The organism is Kitasatospora sp. NPDC005856 (genome assembly GCF_040629945.1).
In the GTDB taxonomy this organism is placed as follows: domain Bacteria; phylum Actinomycetota; class Actinomycetes; order Streptomycetales; family Streptomycetaceae; genus Kitasatospora.
Genome location: NZ_JBEXWT010000014.1, coordinates 43,683 through 60,368, shown reverse-complemented (window position 1 = coordinate 60,368; position 16,686 = coordinate 43,683). Strand labels below are relative to the sequence as shown.

Below are 16,686 nucleotides of genomic sequence, written 5' to 3'. Positions count from 1 at the left end.
CGGCGCCGCGCCCGAGGGCCCGCCGGGAGAGCACGGACTCCCCCGGCGGGCCCTCGTCTTCCCCGTGGCCCACCGGGTCCGCGCCCGCGCTTCGTCCTGCGGCCCGCCCTCAGTCCATCGTCACGACGGTCCGCAGCGCCTCGCCGCTGCGCATCTGCGCGATCGCCTCGTTGACGTCCGTGAGCCCCACCCGGTGGGTGACCATGCCGCCGAGGTCGATCCGCCCGGCCCGCCAGAGGTCCACGACCAGCCCGATGGTGCGCGTGACCGTCGCCCCGCCGTACAGCGAGGGCAGCAGGCGCTTCTCGTTGAAGAACAGCTCGCCCATGGTGAACTGCGCGAGGTCGTCCTGCGCGCCCGCGCCGATGACCACCACCGCACCGCCGCGCCGGGCGGCCTCGTAACCGGCCCGGACGGTGGCCGCGCGGCCGACCGCCTCGAAGACGTAGTCGAAGCCGCCGCCGGGCAGCTTCTTGGCCGCCGCCTTCAGTTCCTCGGGCACGATCGCCTCGGTGGCGCCGAAGGCCAGGGCGCGTTCACGGCGCGAGGCCACCGGGTCGACGACGGTGATCCGGCCGGCGCCGCAGACCCGGGCGCCCTGCACGGTGGCCACGCCGACCCCGCCCGCCCCGATCACCGCGACGGAGGCTCCGGGCTCGACCCGGGCGGTGTTCACCGCGGCGCCGACGCCCGTGGTCACCCCGCAGCCGATCAGCGCGGCGGCCTCGTACGGGAGGTCGGCGGGCACCTTGATGACGGCGTTCGCCGCGACCACGACCTCCTCGGCGAAGGCCCCGGTGCCGTAGAAGCCGGAGGCGTCCACCTCGCCCTCGGCGATCCGGAACCCCGGGGCGCCGAGGCTGCGCAGGCTGGCGACGCACAGGTGGCCGCGGTCCTGGCGGCAGTGGTCGCAGCGGCCGCACGGGGCCATCCAGCAGAGCACCACCCGGTCGCCGGCGGCGAGGCCGGTGACGCCCTCGCCGACCTCCAGCACGTCCCCGGCGCCCTCGTGCCCGGGGACGAACGGCGCGGGCTGCGGCAGCACGCCGCTCATCGCGGAGAGGTCCGAGTGGCAGAGGCTGGCGGCGCGCATCCGGACCCGTACGGTGCCCGGCCCGAAGCCGACGGCCGTGACGTCCTCGCGGACGTCGAGGGTCTCCTGGCCGGTCTCGTGCAGGACGGCTGCGCGCATGGTGCTGCTCCCGGGGTGCCTGGTGTTCCTCGGATCGGCGGTCGCGCCGATTCTGGCACGGGCGGCGCGGCGCGACGAGAACGCGTTCCACGGCCTCCCGGCCGTCGGCCGCCCCGGGGCCGCCGCCCCCGCTACCGTCGAGTAGGGTCCGTGCACGTCCGTCCGCGCCCCGACCCCGAGGAGTACCCCCATGTCCGACCTGCTGCTGAGCGCCGCACCGGCGCCCGAGGTGCTGGCGGCGTTCGAGGGGGCCACCGGGTTCATGCCGGTGGACGAGGGCCTCGCGCTGTACGCGGCGGCGGTGACGGCGGCGCGGGGCACCGGGCTGCCGGTGCTGGAGATCGGCACGTACTGCGGGCGGTCGGCGATCCTGCTCGCGGCGGCGGCCCGGGAGGCCGGGACGGTCGCGCTAACCGTCGACCACCACCGCGGCTCGGAGGAGCAGCAGCCCGGCTGGGAGTACCACGACCCGACGCTGGTCGACCCCGAGGTCGGGCTGATGGACACCCTGCCGCGGTTCCGCCGCGCCCTGCACGCCGCCGGGCTGGAGGAGCACGTGGTGGCGCTGGTCGGCCGCTCGCCGCGGATCGCCGCGCTGTGGGGACGCCCGCTGGGCCTGGTGTTCATCGACGGCGGGCACACCGACGAGCACGCGACCGGCGACTACGAGGGCTGGGTGCCGCACCTGGCGCCGGAGGGCCTGCTGGTGGTGCACGACGTCTTCCCGGATCCGGCGGACGGCGGCCAGGCCCCGTACCGGGTGTACCTGCGGGCGCTGGCCGAGGGCTTCGAGGAGATCTCGGTGACCGGCTCCCTGCGCGTCCTGCGCCGCGCCGCCCGCTGAGGCCGGTGCCCTGAACCCTTCCCGCGGCCCCGCGCCGATGCTCTAACGTCGTGCTGGGGCTGCCCGGCGGGGGTTCGAACGGTACGGTGGCCGCGCAGCACCAGGCAGAGCGCAGAGCATCGGCGGACGGTGGGGGCCAGCAGCGACATGACGGACCAGCAGAACAGCGCTCCGGCGGTCTGGGACCCCACCGCGCGCGGCGGTGCCGGCGGCTGGGTGCGCGGCCCGCAGCCCCCGGCCGACCCGCAGCCCGCCCCCGGGGCACCCGTCGCCCCGGCCTCCGCCGCCGTGCCCCCGCCGTCCGCGGCCGAGCAGTCCGCCGCCCGCCCCGGCCCGATGGCCCCGCCGCCCGCGGCCGGCGGCGTCGGCGACCAGGGCCCGCCGCTGGGCGCCCGCCCGTACCTGGCCGCCTCGCCCGGCTACGATCCGCCGACCGCCCGGCTGTTCCCCGGCGCCGCCCCGCCGCCCCCGGCCGCCCCGCCGGCGGCCGCGCCGTTCCCCTCCCACCCGGGCGCGCAGGCTCCCGGGCACGACTACCTCCTGCAGCCGCCGGCCGGCCCGCCGACCGCCCAGCCGCCGTACGGCACGCAGCCCCCCTACGGCGTCCAGCCCCCGTACGGCGTCCAGCCCGACTATCCGACCGGCCCCGGGGACGAGGAGGACCGTCCGGCCAACCGCAAGGCCCCGCTGCTGATCGGCTTCGCCCTGCTCCTGGTGCTGGCGATCGGCGGCGGCCTGCTGCTGGCCACCCAGGGCGACGACAAGGACGGCCAGGCCTCGCCCGCCCCGGCCTCGGCCCCGGCGGCCGGCTCGGACAACCCCCCGCCCGCCCCCGCGCCCACGGGTACGAACGGCGCGCCGAGCACCGCCGCGAGCACGTCCGGCGCGCCCACCGGCGCGCCGTCCCCGACCGCGACCGTCCCCGGCCCGGGCGCCCAGACCCAGGCCCAGGCGCTGGACAGCCTGCTCAGCGAGGGCGAGAACGCCAAGGCCCCGATCGGCAGTGCGGTCGCCAAGGTGACCAGCTGCCCGTCGAAGGCCGACATCGAGAGCGCCGCGCAGACCTTCGACAACGGCGCGAGCCAGCGGACCGCCCTGCTGGCCAAGCTCTCCCAACTGAGCGTCACGGACGTGCCGGGCGGCGCGGACGCGGTGAACTCGCTGAAGTCCGCCTGGCAGCTGTCGGCCGACATCGACAAGGCGTACGCGAGCTGGGCGCGCGCCGTGGCCGCCCAGGGGTGCACCGGCAGGGCGCCGGCCACCCAGGACAAGAAGCACGCCGACGAGCTCAACCCGCAGGCCACCCAGGCGAAGACGGACTTCATGAACAAGTGGAACCCGATCGCCAAGAACTACGGCCTCACTCCGCGCACCCAGGACAGGATCTGACCGACCAGTGACCGGTTCCGCCGCCCGACCGCCCCGCCGCTCCGCCCTGCTGCGCGCCACCACGGCCGCGGCGGTGGCCGTTCCCCTCTGCACGGCGGGCTGGTTCGGCTGGCGGGCCCTCGACCACTCCGGCCCGACGGGCGCAACGGCCCGGGCCACGTCGTCGCAGGCCGCGACCGTCCCGCCCCAGGCTCCGACGGCGGCGACGGCGACGCCGACGGCCACGGACCAGCCGGGCGCCACCGGCACGCCCCTCACCCCTCCGGTCGCGCCGGCACCCACCGACGGCGCGACCGCCGCCGGCACCCCCTCGGCCGGCACCCCGGCCCCGCCCGCCGACCCGGCCACCGGCCTGGCCGGCCGCACGATCCTGCTCGACCCCGGCCACAACCCCGGCAACTCCTCCCACACCGCCGAGATCAACCGTCAGGTGGACATCGGCAACGCCCGCAAGGAGTGCGACACCACCGGCACGGAGACCAACGCCGGCTACACCGAGGCCGAGTACTCCCTGGACGTCTCCCGCCGGGCCCGCGCCATCCTGACCGCCCGGGGCGCCGAGGTCGTGCTGGTGCAGGACGGCGACCGCCCCTGGGGCCCGTGCATCGACGAACGCGCCCGAGCGGGCGCCGAGGCGCACGCCGACGTCGCGCTCTCGGTGCACGGGGACGGCGGCCCGGCGAGCGGCAGCGGTTTCCACGTGATCGTGCCCGCCAGGGTGGTGGCCGGAAAGGCGGACAACGCGGCGATCGTCGCCCCCTCGCACCGGCTCGGCCTCCTGCTGCGCGAGCGGTTCCACGCCGCGACCGGCGAACCGTACGCGGACTACACCGCCAAGGACGGCCTGGACACCCGCTCCGACCTGGGCGGCCTCAACCTCTCCACCGTCCCCAAGGTGTTCATCGAGTGCGGTAACATGCGCAACTCGACGGACGCGAAGCGGATGACGGACCCTCAGTGGCGCCAGCAGGCGGCCCAGGGGATCGCCGACGCGCTGACCGCGTTCCTGACGACCCAAGAGAAGACCGAAGAGCGACGCGGGAGTTGAACCGCACACCCCCGGAGGACGACGCTCCGCCCGGACCGCACGGTTTGCAACGACTTCGCCCCGTTCCCCGTCCCGCCGTGCACCGGCAGGACGGTTGGGCCTAGGCTTCTGGTCCGTTCGGGAGTTTCGGCCGGTCAGCCCGACCGCACGAACCACCGTCCACGACACGTCAACGAGGGGAACGTTAGTGAATCTGCGCGCTCTCACCAGGGGAGACGCCGCCGTCGCAGGCGCGGCCGTCCTGCTCTTCATCGCCTCCTTCCTGCCCTACCTGACCGCGGACTGCAGCGGCCGGTTCTGCGCGGATGCCTCAAAGAACGCGTGGAGCACCGAACTGTTCCCCGTCCTGCCCTCGATCTACCTGCTCGGCATCGTCGCCGCCGTGCTGATCCTGGTGCAGCGCTTCCAGGGCCAGGCCGCGACCAACCGCCAGGTGCTCGGCCTGCGCCTGGACCAGTGGGGCATCGCCTTCGCCGTCGCCGCGCTGTGGACCTCGGTCTGGTCCCTGGGCGCGAGCCCGTACGGTTCGACCGTCAGCCACGGCTTCGGCGCCTGGCTCGGCTTCATCGCGCTGATCGTGCTCGCCGGCGCGGCCGCCGCGAGCCCCCTGGTGCCCGCGCTGAAGGCCCCGCTGGTCTCCGAGCGCCCGGCGGCCGTCCCCGGCCAGTACGGCTACCCGGGCCAGCCCGGTGCGGCCGGCCAGCCCGGTCAGTACGGCTACCCGGCCCAGGGCCACGACCCGGCGTTCGGCGGCCAGGGCGGCTACGGCTACCCGGGTGCCGGCCAGCCGCAGCCCGGCCAGCCGGTCCAGCCGCACGACGCCGGTGTCCCGGCCCCGCAGCCGGCCCAGGCCGCGCAGCAGCAGGCGGCCGCCCCGGCGGCGGACTTCCAGCCCTTCTGGTTCGCCGTGCCGGCCCCGCGCCAGCTGGCCCCGAAGGACAACCCGGCCGGTGCCCCGGTCGGCGAGGTCGTGCCGGGCACCTGGTACCTGGCCGTCGAGCAGCGCGGCGCCGCGCTGGTCGCGCAGCTGCCGGACGGCAACCAGGGCGTGCTGGCCGACACCTCGGGCATCCAGCGCGGCTGACGTCCCCCGACGCACCGCGAAGGGGCGGGACCGGTTCTCCGGTCCCGCCCCTTCCGCATGAGCGCTCGGCCTCCGCCTGCCCCGCCGGTTCCCGCACGTGCGCGCGACGCCCGCACGCACGCCCGGATCAGCAGCAGTCCTCGACCACCAGCCCGGCCGGCAGCTGCTCCCCGCCGAAGACCGCGACCGTCGCCGGGTCCCCGCCGAGCGCGGCCACCGCGAGCAGCAGCGCCCCCGCCGTCCAGGTGGTGCGCTCCTCCGGCCAGATCGCGTCGTCCTCGAAGACGTACCCGGTCCAGTACGAGCCGTCCTCGTGCCGCAGGTGCTTCTGGATCCAGCGCAGGATGTCCACCGCGCGGTCGGACTGGCCGATCGCCCAGAGCGCGAGCGCCAGCTCGGCGCTCTCCCCGCCGGTCACCCACGGGCGGTCGCTGACGCAGCGCACGCCGAGGCCGGGGACGACGAAGCGCTCCCAGTCCCGTTCGATCCGGGCCAGCGCGGCCTCGCCGCGCAGGCCGGTGCCGAGCACCGGATAGTACCAGTCCATCGAGTAGCGGTCCTTGTCCAGGAACCGCTCGGGGTGGTGGGAGACGGCGTGCCCCAGCCGCCCGGCCGCGAGCTCCCAGTCGGGCTGCGGCTCCTCCAGGTACTCGGCGATGGCCAGGCCGCAGCGCAGCGCGTGGAGGATGCTGGAGGAGCCGGTGAGCAGCGCCTCGTCGGTGGCGGTGCCGTCCTCGTCGACCCGCCAGGCGATCGGGCCGCCGGGCAGCCGCAGTCCGACGATGAAGTCCAGGGCGCGCCGGACGACCGGCCAGATCCACTCCAGGAAGGCGTCGTCGCCGGCGCTGAGGTGGTGGTGCCAGACCCCGACCGCGACGTACGCGCAGAAGTTGCTCTCCTTGGCCCGGTCGGTGACCACGCCGTCGGTGTAGGCGGCGTACCAGGAGCCGTCCGGGTTCTGGGCGGCGGCGAGCCAGCGGTAGGCGGCCTCGGCGGCGGCGTGCTCGCCGGCGGTGTCCAGGGCCATCGCGGCCTCGGTGTGGTCCCACGGGTCGAGGTGGTGGCCGGTGAACCAAGGGATGGCGCCGTCGGGGCGCTGCTCGGCCAGGATGCTGCGGACGGTGTCGGCGGCCTGCTCGGCGTCGAGCACCCCGTCGAGCAGCAGCACCTCGGGGACGGCGGCGGTCATGCCGTCCTGCCCGGCGCGCGGTTGGGCTTGGAGGCGTACGCGACGAAGCTCTTGCCGATCACCGGGTTGAGCGCCCGCTCGGCGGCCTTGGTGAGGGTGCTGATCACCGGGGTGCCGACGATGTCCCAGACCAGCAGCTTGTGGTACGCCTTGACCGGCAGCGCCTTGTCGTTGTCGACGCCGACCGCGCACTTGATCCACCAGTACGGCGAGTGCAGCGCGTGCGCGTGGTGGGTGCCGTAGGGCTCCAGGCCGGCGTCCTTGAGCTTGCCGAGCAGCTCGTCGCCCCGGTAGATCCGGATGTGGCCGCCCTCGACCTCGTGGTACTCGTCGGACAGCGCCCAGCAGATCTTCTCCGGCAGCCAGCGCGGCACGGTGACGGCGAGCAGGCCACCCGGCTTGAGGACCCGGAACATCTCGTCGAGCACGCCCTTGTCGTCCGGGATGTGCTCCATCACCTCGGAGATGATGATCTTGTCGAAGGACTCGTCCTCGAACGGCAGCGCCAGCGCGTTGCCCTCCATCGCGACCGCCGACGCGCCCTCCGGGGCCTCACCGGCCTGCTCCATCGCCGCGAACCACTTCCTGACCTCGGCGATCTCCTCGGCGTTCTGGTCGAGGGCGATCACGTTGGCGCCGCGGCGGTAGCACTCGAACGCGTGCCGGCCCCCGCCGCAGCCCAGGTCGAGCACCCGGTCGCCGGGGGCGAGCGGGAAGCGCGAGAAATCGACGGTCAGCACTGCTGGACTCCCATTCCTATTGCTGCCAAGCGTTCTTGACGCCTCGTCAGGCATGTGTTCGGTGTGCCGCCGCGCGCCGCCGGTCGGGTCGCCGACCCGCCGTCACCGGCCGGGCGACCGGCCGGGCGACCGGCCGGGCGACCGATCGGGACGGTGCCGACCTGGACGGTGCCGGTCGAACGGCCGACCGGGGCGGTGTCGCCCGGGTGGCCGACCCGGACGGTGCCGCCCGCCGTGCGCGTCGACACGGCCTAGGCCACGTACCGCCAACCCGGTCCCGAACGGGCCCGGGCGCCGACGCCGGTGGCGACCGCCGCGCGGTAGGCCTCGGCGGTCAGCTCGGCGGCCCGCTCCCAGGTGAACCGGGCCAGCACCCGCTCCCGTCCGGCCGCGCCGAGCCGGGCCCGCAGCTCCGGATCGTCCAGCAGCCGGCCGAGCGCGGCGGCCAGTGCGTCCGCCTCCCCCGGCGGCACCGCCAGGCAGGTCTCCCCGTCCGGCCCGGCCACCTCGGGGATCGCCCCGCCGGTGGTCGCGACCAGCGGGGTGCCGGTCGCCATCGCCTCGGCGGCGGGCAGCGAGAAGCCCTCGTAGAGGGAGGGGACGCAGGCCACCTCGGCCGAGCGGTAGAGGTCGACCAGTTCCCGGTCGGTCAGTCCGCTGCGGAACTCGATGTGCTCGGCCAGCCCGAAGCGGCGCACCGCCTCGGCCACCGGGCCGTCCTCCTTCTGCGGCTTGCCGACCACCACCAGGTGGGCGTCCCGCTCGGTGCGCACCTTCGCGAGCGCCTCGACCAGGAAGACCAGGCCCTTCAGCGGGACGTCCGCGCTGGAGGTGGTGACGATCCGGCCGGGGACGCGCTCGACCTCCGCCGAGGGCGACCAGAGCCGGGTGTCGGCGCCGATCGGCACCACCGAGATCGCGCCCGGCACGGCGCCCAGGTGCTCGGCGATCTCGCGCTGCGAGGATCCGGAGACGGTGATCACGTGGTCCAGCCGGGCGGCGACCCGGCGCTGCATCCGGGTGAAGGCGTACCAGCGGCGCAGCGAGAGGCGCTTGCCCCGGGTGGTGGCGGCGTCCAGCTCCAGCTGCCGGTCCACGGTGATCGGGTGGTGGATCGTGGTGACCAGCGGGAAGCCGTGCCGGGCCAGGCCGAGCAGGCCGTAGCCGAGGGTCTGGTTGTCGTGCACCACGTCGTAGCGGCCCTTGTGGGCGGCCAGGTGGCGGCGGGCGCGCAGCGAGAAGGTGAGCGGCTCGGGGAAGCCGCCGGTGCGCATGGTGGCGAACTCCAGCACGTCCACCGGGCCGCGGAACTCGCCCCGGGCCGGGGTGCGGAAGGGGTCGTCGGCGCGGTAGAGGTCCAGGCTCGGCAGTTCCACCAGGCGCACCGAGCCGGGGCCGTCGACCTCGTCGAGCACCGGGTAGGGCTGGGCGCCGATCACGTCCACGTGGTGGCCGAGCCTCGCCAGCTCGCGGGAGAGGTGTCGTACGTACACGCCCTGACCACCGCAGAAGGGGTCACCCCGGTACGACAGCAGGGCAATCCGCAGCGGCTGCGCGGTCATCCTGGGCCCTCTTCTCTAGCTGCTATCGGTGCTGCCGGTCGTGCTTCCGGTCGCTAAAGTAGATCAGGTTTCAGTAGCCGGGGAACTCGTCGTCGACCACATGAACAATGAGAGACCTCGAAGATACCGGCCCGTAGCATTTCCTCAGGAGCCAGGGCTGGTGATTCCCGCCACGCCGGATCCTGCCGACCACGTGGAGCACGCCGCCACTCTCGCCCGCCCGGGAGCACCCTTGCCGCCGCACTCTCCTTCGACGTCGCCGCTGCCCTCCCCTCCGGGCGAGCCGCCGCTGACCGCGCGCCAGGCCGAACGGCGCCGACGCATCCTGCGGGCCGCCACCGCGCTGGCGGTGCGGGGCGGGTACGAGGCGGTGCAGATGCGGGAGGTCGCGGAGAGCGCGCAGGTCGCCCTCGGCACGCTCTACCGGTACTTCCCGTCCAAGGTGCACCTGCTGGTGGCGGTGATGCTGGAGCAGCTCCAGGGCCTCCAGGAGCACATCCGGCGCCACCCGCCGACGGACCCCGAACCGGCCCCGCGGGTCGCCGACACCCTCACCCGGGCCTTCCACGCGCTGCAGCGCGAGCCGCTGCTCGCCGAGGCGATGGTCCGGGCGCTGTCCTTCGCGGACCGCTCGGTCGGGGCCGAGGTCGATCAGGTCAGCGTGGCCACCGGACAGCTCATCCTGGACGCGATCGGCCAGTGCGGACCGCCCAGCGAGAGCCAGCGCGCGGCGGTGCGGGTGATCGAACACACCTGGCACTCGGCACTGGTCGCCTGGCTCTCCGGCCGCGCCTCGATCGCCGAGGTACGGGCCGACCTGCACACCGCGGCCCGGCTGCTCACCCTGCCGTGAGGCGGCGGCAGCCCCCCGCGCCCCGTCGGATCCGGTCGCTTTCGACCGCCTGACTGGAACCTGTTCCTGCCGTCTCCGGGCCGCACGTCGTGCTCCGGCGGCTAGAGTCGACAGGCAGCACAACTCCATCCCGCTCCTCCCCCGGGGAAAGCCGGTGCGAATCCGGCGCTGACCCGCAGCCGTGAGACCGGCGCCGTCACCGGCCGCCCGGACGAGCCGGAGCACCCGGGGAGGGGCGAGCGGCCGACCCGGACGCACGCGCCCGGCACCGTCGAGGACTACGGAACGGCCCCGCCCGGGCCACCACCGCTCACCGAAAGGCACACCCGCACCATGCTGACCGCCGCCCGCCTGGGCGCCGCCGCCCTGTCCGCCGCGCTGCTCACCGGCATCGCCGCCGGCCCGGCCCTCGCCGACGTCGCCCCGCCCACCGTCCCGGACGGCCTGTACGGCAAGAGCGACCCGACGTACGACGGTGTCTGGCGGCAGTCCCTCGCACTCACCGCGCTGACGGCGGCCGGGATCACCCCGGCCGACTCCGCGGTCGGCTGGCTCACCGGCCAGCAGTGCGAGGACGGCGGCTGGCCCTCCTTCCGGAACGCCGGCGCCGCCTGCGACGCCAAGTTCGAGGACAGCAACGCCACCGCCGTCGCCATCCAGGCCCTCGTCGCCCTCGGCGGGCACCAGGAGGCCGTGGACAAGGGCGTCGCCTGGCTCAAGACCAACCAGAACGCCGACGGCAGCTGGGCCTACAACCCCGGCAACCCGGGCGACGCCGACTCCACCGGACTCGCCGTCAACGCGCTGTTCGCCGCGAAGACCGACCCGGCGGGCGTCGCCAAGGCCGGCAAGTCCGCCTTCGACGGGCTCGCCCTGTTCCAGCTCGGCTGCGCCGCCCCCGCCGACCAGCGCGGCGCCTTCGCCTACCAGGCCGACCCGGCCGGCGGCGCCCTCACCCCGAACGCCCTGGCCAGCGCCCAGGCCGCGCTCGCCGCCGGCGGCGGCCACCTGCCGGTCGCCACCTCGGTGCGCGCCGACGCCGCGCCCAAGGCCCTGGTGTGCCCCTCCGACGCCTCGGCCGCTCCCGGCCCGGTGTCGCACGCGGACTCCGGCGAGGCCGTCGGCGCCCACCTCACCGCCCAGTTGGCGGCCGGCGGCGCCCACCTCACCCTCACCACCCCGGGCGCCGCCCCCACCCCCGACTACACCGCCACCGCCTGGGCCACCCTCGCCCTCACCCAGAGCGGCCACCCCCAGCAGGCCGCAGGCGCCGTCGACTGGCTCACCAAGGAGGGCGCCACCTGGACCAAGGGCGGCACCGACGCCGGTGCCACCGCCACCCTCCTGCTGGTCGCCCAGGCCGCCCACCGCGACACCGCCGCCCTGACCGGCCAGCTCACCGCCCTCGGCCCGACGCCCAAGGCCGCCGAAGCCACCGCCTCGGCGACGCAGGCCCCGAAGGAGAAGAAGGAGGACGGCGGCATCGGCCAGTACTGGCTCATCGGCATCGGCCTCCTCGTCGGCGTCGGCGGCGGCCTCCTCCTGAGCCTCCAGCGCAAGCGCAACTCCCACCTCTGATGCACCCGGCACCCCGCCCCACCGCGCCCGGCCCGGGCCCCACCCCGCCCGGCCCGGGCCCGGCCTCGGCCGTCCGGGCCCGCCGCTCCACCCTCCCCGCTCGCGGGCGGCGGCCCTCGATCACACCGGCCGCGCTGCTCCTCCCCCTCCTCGGGGCGGTGCTGCTGCTCGCCTCCGCCGCACCCGCGCAGGCCGCCGGGTACCGGTACTGGTCGTTCTGGCGCGGCGCCGAGGGCGGGGGCTGGACGTACCAGCAGCAGGGCCCCGCCGTCGCGGTGCCGCCGGACGGCGCGGTGGACGGGTGGCGGTTCGCGCTGAGCCCGGACGGCGGGCAGGACGCCGCGAAGCCTCGGACCGCCGGGAGCTTCGCCGACATCTGCGCGGCCACCCCCGCGCAGGAGGGGCACAAGCGGGTGGCCGTCGTGCTGGACTTCGGCACCGCCGAGGACGCCGGCTCCACCGCCGCGCCGCCCGAGCAGCGCACGGCCTGCGCCAGCGTCACGCCGCGGGCCACCTCGGCCGAGGTGCTGGCCGCCGTCGCCCCGCCGCTGCGCTACGACACCAACGGGCTGCTCTGCGCCATCGCCGGGTACCCGACGGCCGGCTGCGGCGACCAGATCGGCGCGGCGGGCGCCGCCCAGCCGGGCACCGGCGCCACGTCGAGCGACCGCGGCAGCGGCCCGGACATCGGGCTGATCGCCGGTGGCGCACTGGTCGCCGTCCTCGCCGGTGGCGCCGTCTGGCAGGCCCGCCGCCGCCGTCACTCCTGATCCCCCACCCCTGGACAGCCAACCGTGAGCAGCACCGCCGCCCGTAGCACCCGGCCGCCCACCGGCCCCCGTCAACTGCACCCCGGGGCCTGGTGGTTGTGGGCACTCGGGCTGGGCGCGGCGGCCACCCGCACCACCAACCCGGCGATCCTGCTGCTGCTCGCGGCCGTCGCCGGGTACGTGGTCGCGGCCCGGCGCGGCGACGCGCCCTGGTCACGCTCGTACGGGGCGTTCCTGCGGCTGGGCCTGCTGGTGCTCGGCATCCGGCTGGTGTTCGCCGTGTTCCTCGGCTCGCCGATCCCCGGCACCCATGTGCTGTTCACCCTGCCCGAACTCCCGCTTCCCACCTGGGCGCAGGGCGTGCGGATCGGCGGCCGGGTCACCGCCGAGGGACTGCTCGCCGCACTGTACGACGGACTGCGGCTGGCCACCCTGCTGATCTGCGTCGGCGCCGCCAACTCCCTGGCCAGCCCGGCCCGCCTGCTGCGCACCCTGCCCGGTGCGCTCTACGAGGCGGGCGTCGCCGTCGTCGTGGCGATGACCTTCGCCCCGAACCTGATCGCGGACGTCCGCCGACTGCGCGCCGCACGGCGCCTTCGCGGCCGCACCGACAAGGGCGTCACGGCCGTGCTGAGCGTCGGACTCCCGGTGCTGGAGGGTGCGTTGGAGCGGTCCATCGCACTGGCCGCCGCGATGGACACCCGGGGCTTCGGCCGCACCGCCGACGTCCCGCGCCGACTCGCCCGGGCGACGGCCGCGCTCACCCTGGCCGGGCTGCTCGGGGTCTGCCTGGCCGCGTACGGGCTGCTGACGGCCGACGGCGCGGGCTGGGCCCTGCCCGTGCTGCTGCTCGGCCTGGCCGCCGCCTCGGCCGGGCTGCTGCTCGGCAACCGACGATCCGTCAGAACCCGCTACCGGCCGGACCCGTGGGCCCTGCCGGAGTGGCTGACCGCCGGCTCCGGGGTGGCCGTGGCGGCCCTCACCACCTACCTGGCCGCGCGGGACCCGGCCGCCTTCGCCCCCACCGTCGTCCCGCCGACCGTCCCCGCGCTGCCCCTGACCGCCGTGCTGGCCGTCCTGCTCGGCCTGGTACCGGCGTTCGCCGCCCCGACCCCGCCCCGGAGGGCATCGTGATCACCTTCGAGCAGGTCTCCGTCCGGTACGCGGACTCCGCCGCACCCGCGCTCAGCGGCGTCGACCTCACCGTCCCCGAGGGCGAACTCTGCCTGCTGGTGGGCCCGTCCGGCTCCGGCAAGTCCACCCTGCTGGGCACGGTCAGCGGCCTGGTGCCGCACTTCACCGGCGGGGTGCTGCACGGCCGGGTCACCGTCGACGGCCGGGACACCCGCGAACACCGGCCGCGCGATCTCGCCGACGTGGTCGGCACCGTGGGGCAGGACCCGCGGGCCCACTTCGTCACCGACACGGTGGAGGACGAACTCGCCTACGGCATGGAGTCCCTGGGCCTGCCGGGCGACGTGATGCGCCGCCGGGTCGAGGAGACCCTCGACCTGCTCGGCCTCGCCGACCTGCGCGACCGCTCGCTGACCTCCCTCTCCGGCGGCCAGCAGCAGCGCGTCGCGATCGGCTCGGTGCTCACCGTGCACCCCCGGGTGCTGATCCTCGACGAACCCACCTCGGCGCTCGACCCGGGCGCGGCCGAGGAGGTGCTGTCCGTCCTCCAGCGGCTGGTGCACGACCTCGGCACCACCGTGCTGATGGCCGAGCACCGGCTGGAACGGGTCGTCCAGTACGCCGACCAGGTGCTGCTGCTCACCCCCGGCGCGCCCCCGCTGCTGGGCGAACCGGCCGAGGTGATGGCGCACTCCCCCGTCCACCCGCCGGTGGTCGGCCTCGGCCGGCTCGCGGGCTGGCGACCGCTGCCGCTCTCCGTCCGCGACGCACGCCGCAAGGCCGCCCCGCTGCGCGCCGAACTGGACGGCCGGGCGCCCGCCGCCGTCTCCGCCCCGACCGCGTCCCCCCTCGCCGTGGCCGACCGCCTCGCCGTCCGGCGCGGCCCGGTCCAGGCGCTGCGCGGCGTGGACCTCGCGCTGCGCCCCGGCGAGATCACCGCCCTGATGGGCCGCAACGGCGCCGGCAAGTCCACCCTGCTGGGCAGCCTGGTCGGCCTGCACGCCCCGGCCTCCGGCAGCGTCCGGGTCGGCGGCCGCACCCCGCACCGCACCCGCCCCGCCGAGCTGATCCGCGAGGTCGGCCTCGTCCCGCAGGACCCGCGCGACCTGCTCTACGGCGAGTCGGTCGCCGCCGAGTGCGCCGCGGCCGACACCGACGCGGGCGCCGCCGCCGGCACCTGCCGCGCCCTGGTGGAACGCCTGCTGCCCGGCATCGCCGACGACGCCCACCCGCGCGACCTCTCCGAAGGGCAGCGGCTCACCCTCGCCCTCGCCGTCGTGCTCACCGCCCGGCCCCCGCTGCTGCTCCTGGACGAACCGACCCGCGGCCTCGACTACGCCGCCAAGGCCCGGCTGGTGGAGATCCTGCGCTCGCTGGCGGCCGAGGACCACGCCGTGCTGCTCGCCACCCACGACGTCGAACTGGCCGCCGAACTCGCCCACCGCACGGTGATCCTGGCCGAGGGCGAGATCGTCGCGGACGGACCGACCGCGGAGGTGGTGGTCTCCTCCCCCGCCTTCGCCCCGCAGGTCTCCAAGGTGCTGGCGCCCGGGCCGTGGCTCACCGTCGGGCAGGTCGCGGAGGCGCTGGGCGCATGAGCACTCGTCCCGTCCCGCTGGGGCGCCGGTCCGTCACGGCCCTCCTCCTTGTCACGGCCGTCGGCGTGACCGCCTTCGGCTGGCCGCTGCTCGCTTCCACCAAGTCGGCGCTGGTCGGCCACTCCGCGGACGCGCCGTGGCTGTTCGCCCTGCTGCTGCCGCTGCTGCTCGCCGTCGTCATCGCCCAGATCTCCGAAGGCCGCTCGGCGGGCGGCGGGGCGCCGGGGCTGGACGCCAAGTCGGTGGCCCTGCTGGGCGTGCTGGCCGCGGCGGGCGCGGCGCTGCGGCCGCTCGGCGCGGGCACGGCGGGGCTGGAGCCGATGTTCTTCCTGATGGTGCTGTCGGGGCGAGTGCTCGGGCCGGGCTTCGGCTTCGTACTCGGCTCGCTGTCGATGTTCGCCTCCGCGCTGCTGACGGGCGGGGTCGGGCCTTGGCTGCCGTTCCAGATGCTGGCGATGGGGTGGGTGTGCCTGGGGGCCGGGCTGCTGCCGGGTGCTTCCTCCCTGCGCGGCCGCCGCGAACTCTGGCTGCTCGCGGGGTACGGCGCCGTCGCGTCCCTGCTGTACGGCACGATCATGAACCTCCAGGGCTGGCCGTACATCGGCGGCCTGGCCGGCTCCATCTCCTTCGTGCCGGGCGACCAGCTGCCCGCCAACCTGGTCCGCTTCGCCGCGTACTGCCTGACCACGTCGCTCGGTTGGGACCTTCCCCGGGCCGTCCTGACCGTCGTCCTGTGCCTCACCCTCGGCACCCCCGTCCTGCGCGCCCTGCGCCGGACGACCCGCCGCGCCGCCTTCGACGCCCCGGTCACCTTCCACCCGCCGGAGCGCTAACGGCACGCCCCGCACACCTGGCCCGCACCGGCGACGGGCCGCCCGCACATCCCGGCTTGCCCGGGGCATTCGTGCCTGCGGGGGCCACCGCTTTCCTGCCTGGGTGCCGGAACGATCGGCACCTTGGCGATCCGCGCCGCCACGATCGCCCCCACGCTGTGCGTGACCTTGTCCGGCAGCGGCGCCGCGATGATCCCCGCCAGCGCGTCCCGCGTCCACCCGCCCGCCAGCAACCCCTCCACCCGCGCGGCCTGATCACTCAAGGGCTTCCCCGCCAACGCCATCCGGGGCTCCCGGCGACCGAGTTCGAGCAGCAGTGCCATGCCGGCCGTCAACTTCTCGGGAGGACGGACGGAAGGTTGTTCTGCTTCCTTCTTCCTCGGTTCCTTGGAAGGGCTTCCCGCCTTCCCGCCGCCTGGCTTGCCTGGAGCTGGGGCACCGGCGGCCGGGGCCACGGGAAGCGGCGGCACCGCGTGCACCGCTTTGGCCGACGTGACCGGCACCTCATGAACCGAAACGACCGTCCGCACCTGCCCGGTCAGCGGGTCCCGCTGCGTCCGCCGCACGTAGTGCCCCGCCGCCTCCAGCTCCCGCAACGCCCGGGCGACGGTGGTTCGCCCCTCCACACTCTTGGCGGCGAGGGTACGGATGTCCTCCCGGGCCCCGTCCGGCAGGCTGAGCAGATAGCCCAGCAGCCCGCGCGCGGCCCAACTCAGCGAGTGCTTACGGACGACGTGGCCGTTGTCCAGGATCGTGTACCCGGGAGCATGCTGAGGGATACGATGGATCTGCATCTTGGAGGTCCTGTCTCCTGGTGCCGAACCCCGGGGTGTTGGCGCACCGCCGGGGTAACTTCTGCGCAAGCGCCGAGC

General features: G+C 75.6%; 16 protein-coding genes and 1 riboswitch. Of the genes, 11 read left to right on the top strand and 5 right to left on the bottom strand.

Annotated elements, in window-relative coordinates; translation table 11 throughout:
* Window positions 1-109: 109 nt before the first annotated feature.
* On the bottom strand, window positions 110-1,192 hold the full coding sequence (locus ABZ449_RS11530; protein WP_360343960.1) for an alcohol dehydrogenase catalytic domain-containing protein: 1,083 nt from the start codon (window positions 1,190-1,192) through the stop codon (window positions 110-112).
* Here ABZ449_RS11530 and ABZ449_RS11525 point away from each other — a divergent pair.
* The 5 genes from ABZ449_RS11525 (at window position 1,191) to ABZ449_RS11505 (ending at window position 5,557) form a co-directional block, all read left to right on the top strand.
* A complete protein-coding gene (locus ABZ449_RS11525) occupies window positions 1,191-1,337 on the top strand; it encodes a hypothetical protein (RefSeq protein WP_360343957.1) in 147 nt (48 codons plus the stop codon). The genes ABZ449_RS11530 and ABZ449_RS11525 overlap by 2 nt on opposite strands.
* A 45-nt stretch (window positions 1,338-1,382) precedes the next feature.
* The gene (locus ABZ449_RS11520; protein ID WP_360343954.1) at window positions 1,383-2,036 is read left to right on the top strand and encodes a class I SAM-dependent methyltransferase; all 654 of its coding nucleotides are present in this window, start codon (window positions 1,383-1,385) and stop codon (window positions 2,034-2,036) included.
* A 147-nt stretch (window positions 2,037-2,183) separates the two neighbouring features.
* The gene (locus ABZ449_RS11515; protein ID WP_360343951.1) at window positions 2,184-3,425 is read left to right on the top strand and encodes a hypothetical protein; all 1,242 of its coding nucleotides are present in this window, start codon (window positions 2,184-2,186) and stop codon (window positions 3,423-3,425) included.
* Between the two features lie 7 nt (window positions 3,426-3,432).
* Window positions 3,433-4,473, top strand: a complete 1,041-nt coding sequence (locus ABZ449_RS11510; protein ID WP_360343948.1) for an N-acetylmuramoyl-L-alanine amidase — start codon at window positions 3,433-3,435, stop codon at window positions 4,471-4,473.
* 187 nt (window positions 4,474-4,660) lie between these two features.
* Window positions 4,661-5,557 (top strand): hypothetical protein, encoded by an 897-nt coding sequence (locus tag ABZ449_RS11505; RefSeq protein ID WP_360343945.1) that lies wholly within the window; start codon window positions 4,661-4,663, stop codon window positions 5,555-5,557.
* Window positions 5,558-5,684: 127 nt separating this feature from the next.
* Here ABZ449_RS11505 and ABZ449_RS11500 read toward each other — a convergent pair whose 3' ends face one another.
* The 3 genes from ABZ449_RS11500 to ABZ449_RS11490 form a co-directional block, all read right to left on the bottom strand.
* Window positions 5,685-6,746, bottom strand: a complete 1,062-nt coding sequence (locus ABZ449_RS11500) for a prenyltransferase (RefSeq protein WP_360343942.1) — start codon at window positions 6,744-6,746, stop codon at window positions 5,685-5,687.
* Window positions 6,743-7,486: a class I SAM-dependent methyltransferase gene (locus ABZ449_RS11495; protein ID WP_360343939.1), complete on the bottom strand. Its 744-nt coding sequence runs from the start codon at window positions 7,484-7,486 to the stop codon at window positions 6,743-6,745. The genes ABZ449_RS11500 and ABZ449_RS11495 overlap by 4 nt, the downstream gene beginning before the upstream one ends.
* Window positions 7,487-7,737: 251 nt before the next feature.
* Window positions 7,738-9,048: a glycosyltransferase family 4 protein gene (locus ABZ449_RS11490; RefSeq protein ID WP_360343936.1), complete on the bottom strand. Its 1,311-nt coding sequence runs from the start codon at window positions 9,046-9,048 to the stop codon at window positions 7,738-7,740.
* A gap of 262 nt (window positions 9,049-9,310) precedes the next feature.
* Between ABZ449_RS11490 and ABZ449_RS11485 the strand changes: the two genes are divergently transcribed.
* The 6 genes from ABZ449_RS11485 to ABZ449_RS11460 all read left to right on the top strand — a co-directional run bounded on the left by ABZ449_RS11485 (window position 9,311) and on the right by ABZ449_RS11460 (window position 15,814).
* Complete coding sequence (locus ABZ449_RS11485; RefSeq protein ID WP_360344299.1) at window positions 9,311-9,901, top strand: TetR family transcriptional regulator; 591 nt, start codon at window positions 9,311-9,313, stop codon at window positions 9,899-9,901.
* Between the two features lie 144 nt (window positions 9,902-10,045).
* Window positions 10,046-10,128: riboswitch (cobalamin riboswitch) on the top strand.
* Window positions 10,129-10,234: 106 nt separating this feature from the next.
* The gene (locus ABZ449_RS11480) at window positions 10,235-11,479 is read left to right on the top strand and encodes a prenyltransferase/squalene oxidase repeat-containing protein (protein ID WP_360343933.1); all 1,245 of its coding nucleotides are present in this window, start codon (window positions 10,235-10,237) and stop codon (window positions 11,477-11,479) included.
* Window positions 11,479-12,249: an SCO2322 family protein gene (locus ABZ449_RS11475; protein ID WP_360343930.1), complete on the top strand. Its 771-nt coding sequence runs from the start codon at window positions 11,479-11,481 to the stop codon at window positions 12,247-12,249. Before ABZ449_RS11480 ends, ABZ449_RS11475 begins: the two co-directional genes overlap by 1 nt.
* Before the next feature lie 24 nt (window positions 12,250-12,273).
* Window positions 12,274-13,383 (top strand): CbiQ family ECF transporter T component, encoded by a 1,110-nt coding sequence (locus ABZ449_RS11470; RefSeq protein WP_360343927.1) that lies wholly within the window; start codon window positions 12,274-12,276, stop codon window positions 13,381-13,383.
* Complete coding sequence (locus ABZ449_RS11465; RefSeq protein WP_360343924.1) at window positions 13,380-14,981, top strand: ATP-binding cassette domain-containing protein; 1,602 nt, start codon at window positions 13,380-13,382, stop codon at window positions 14,979-14,981. The genes ABZ449_RS11470 and ABZ449_RS11465 overlap by 4 nt, the downstream gene beginning before the upstream one ends.
* On the top strand, window positions 14,978-15,814 hold the full coding sequence (locus ABZ449_RS11460; protein WP_360343921.1) for an ECF transporter S component: 837 nt from the start codon (window positions 14,978-14,980) through the stop codon (window positions 15,812-15,814). The genes ABZ449_RS11465 and ABZ449_RS11460 overlap by 4 nt, the downstream gene beginning before the upstream one ends.
* Here ABZ449_RS11460 and ABZ449_RS11455 read toward each other — a convergent pair.
* Window positions 15,811-16,608, bottom strand: coding sequence for a helix-turn-helix domain-containing protein (locus ABZ449_RS11455; RefSeq protein WP_360343918.1), 798 nt, complete (start codon window positions 16,606-16,608; stop codon window positions 15,811-15,813). The two genes, ABZ449_RS11460 and ABZ449_RS11455, sit on opposite strands and share 4 nt — an antisense overlap.
* Window positions 16,609-16,686: the final 78 nt, after the last annotated feature.

Coding starts and splice junctions, on each gene's coding strand:
- ABZ449_RS11525 (WP_360343957.1), top strand. CDS start 1,191: ATGGTGCTGCTCCCGGGGTGCCTGGTGTTCCTCGGATCGGCGGTCGCG.
- ABZ449_RS11530 (WP_360343960.1), bottom strand. CDS start 1,192: ATGCGCGCAGCCGTCCTGCACGAGACCGGCCAGGAGACCCTCGACGTC.
- ABZ449_RS11520 (WP_360343954.1), top strand. CDS start 1,383: ATGTCCGACCTGCTGCTGAGCGCCGCACCGGCGCCCGAGGTGCTGGCG.
- ABZ449_RS11515 (WP_360343951.1), top strand. CDS start 2,184: ATGACGGACCAGCAGAACAGCGCTCCGGCGGTCTGGGACCCCACCGCG.
- ABZ449_RS11500 (WP_360343942.1), bottom strand. CDS start 6,746: ATGACCGCCGCCGTCCCCGAGGTGCTGCTGCTCGACGGGGTGCTCGAC.
- ABZ449_RS11490 (WP_360343936.1), bottom strand. CDS start 9,048: ATGACCGCGCAGCCGCTGCGGATTGCCCTGCTGTCGTACCGGGGTGAC.
- ABZ449_RS11480 (WP_360343933.1), top strand. CDS start 10,235: ATGCTGACCGCCGCCCGCCTGGGCGCCGCCGCCCTGTCCGCCGCGCTG.
- ABZ449_RS11475 (WP_360343930.1), top strand. CDS start 11,479: ATGCACCCGGCACCCCGCCCCACCGCGCCCGGCCCGGGCCCCACCCCG.
- ABZ449_RS11460 (WP_360343921.1), top strand. CDS start 14,978: ATGAGCACTCGTCCCGTCCCGCTGGGGCGCCGGTCCGTCACGGCCCTC.
- ABZ449_RS11455 (WP_360343918.1), bottom strand. CDS start 16,608: ATGCAGATCCATCGTATCCCTCAGCATGCTCCCGGGTACACGATCCTG.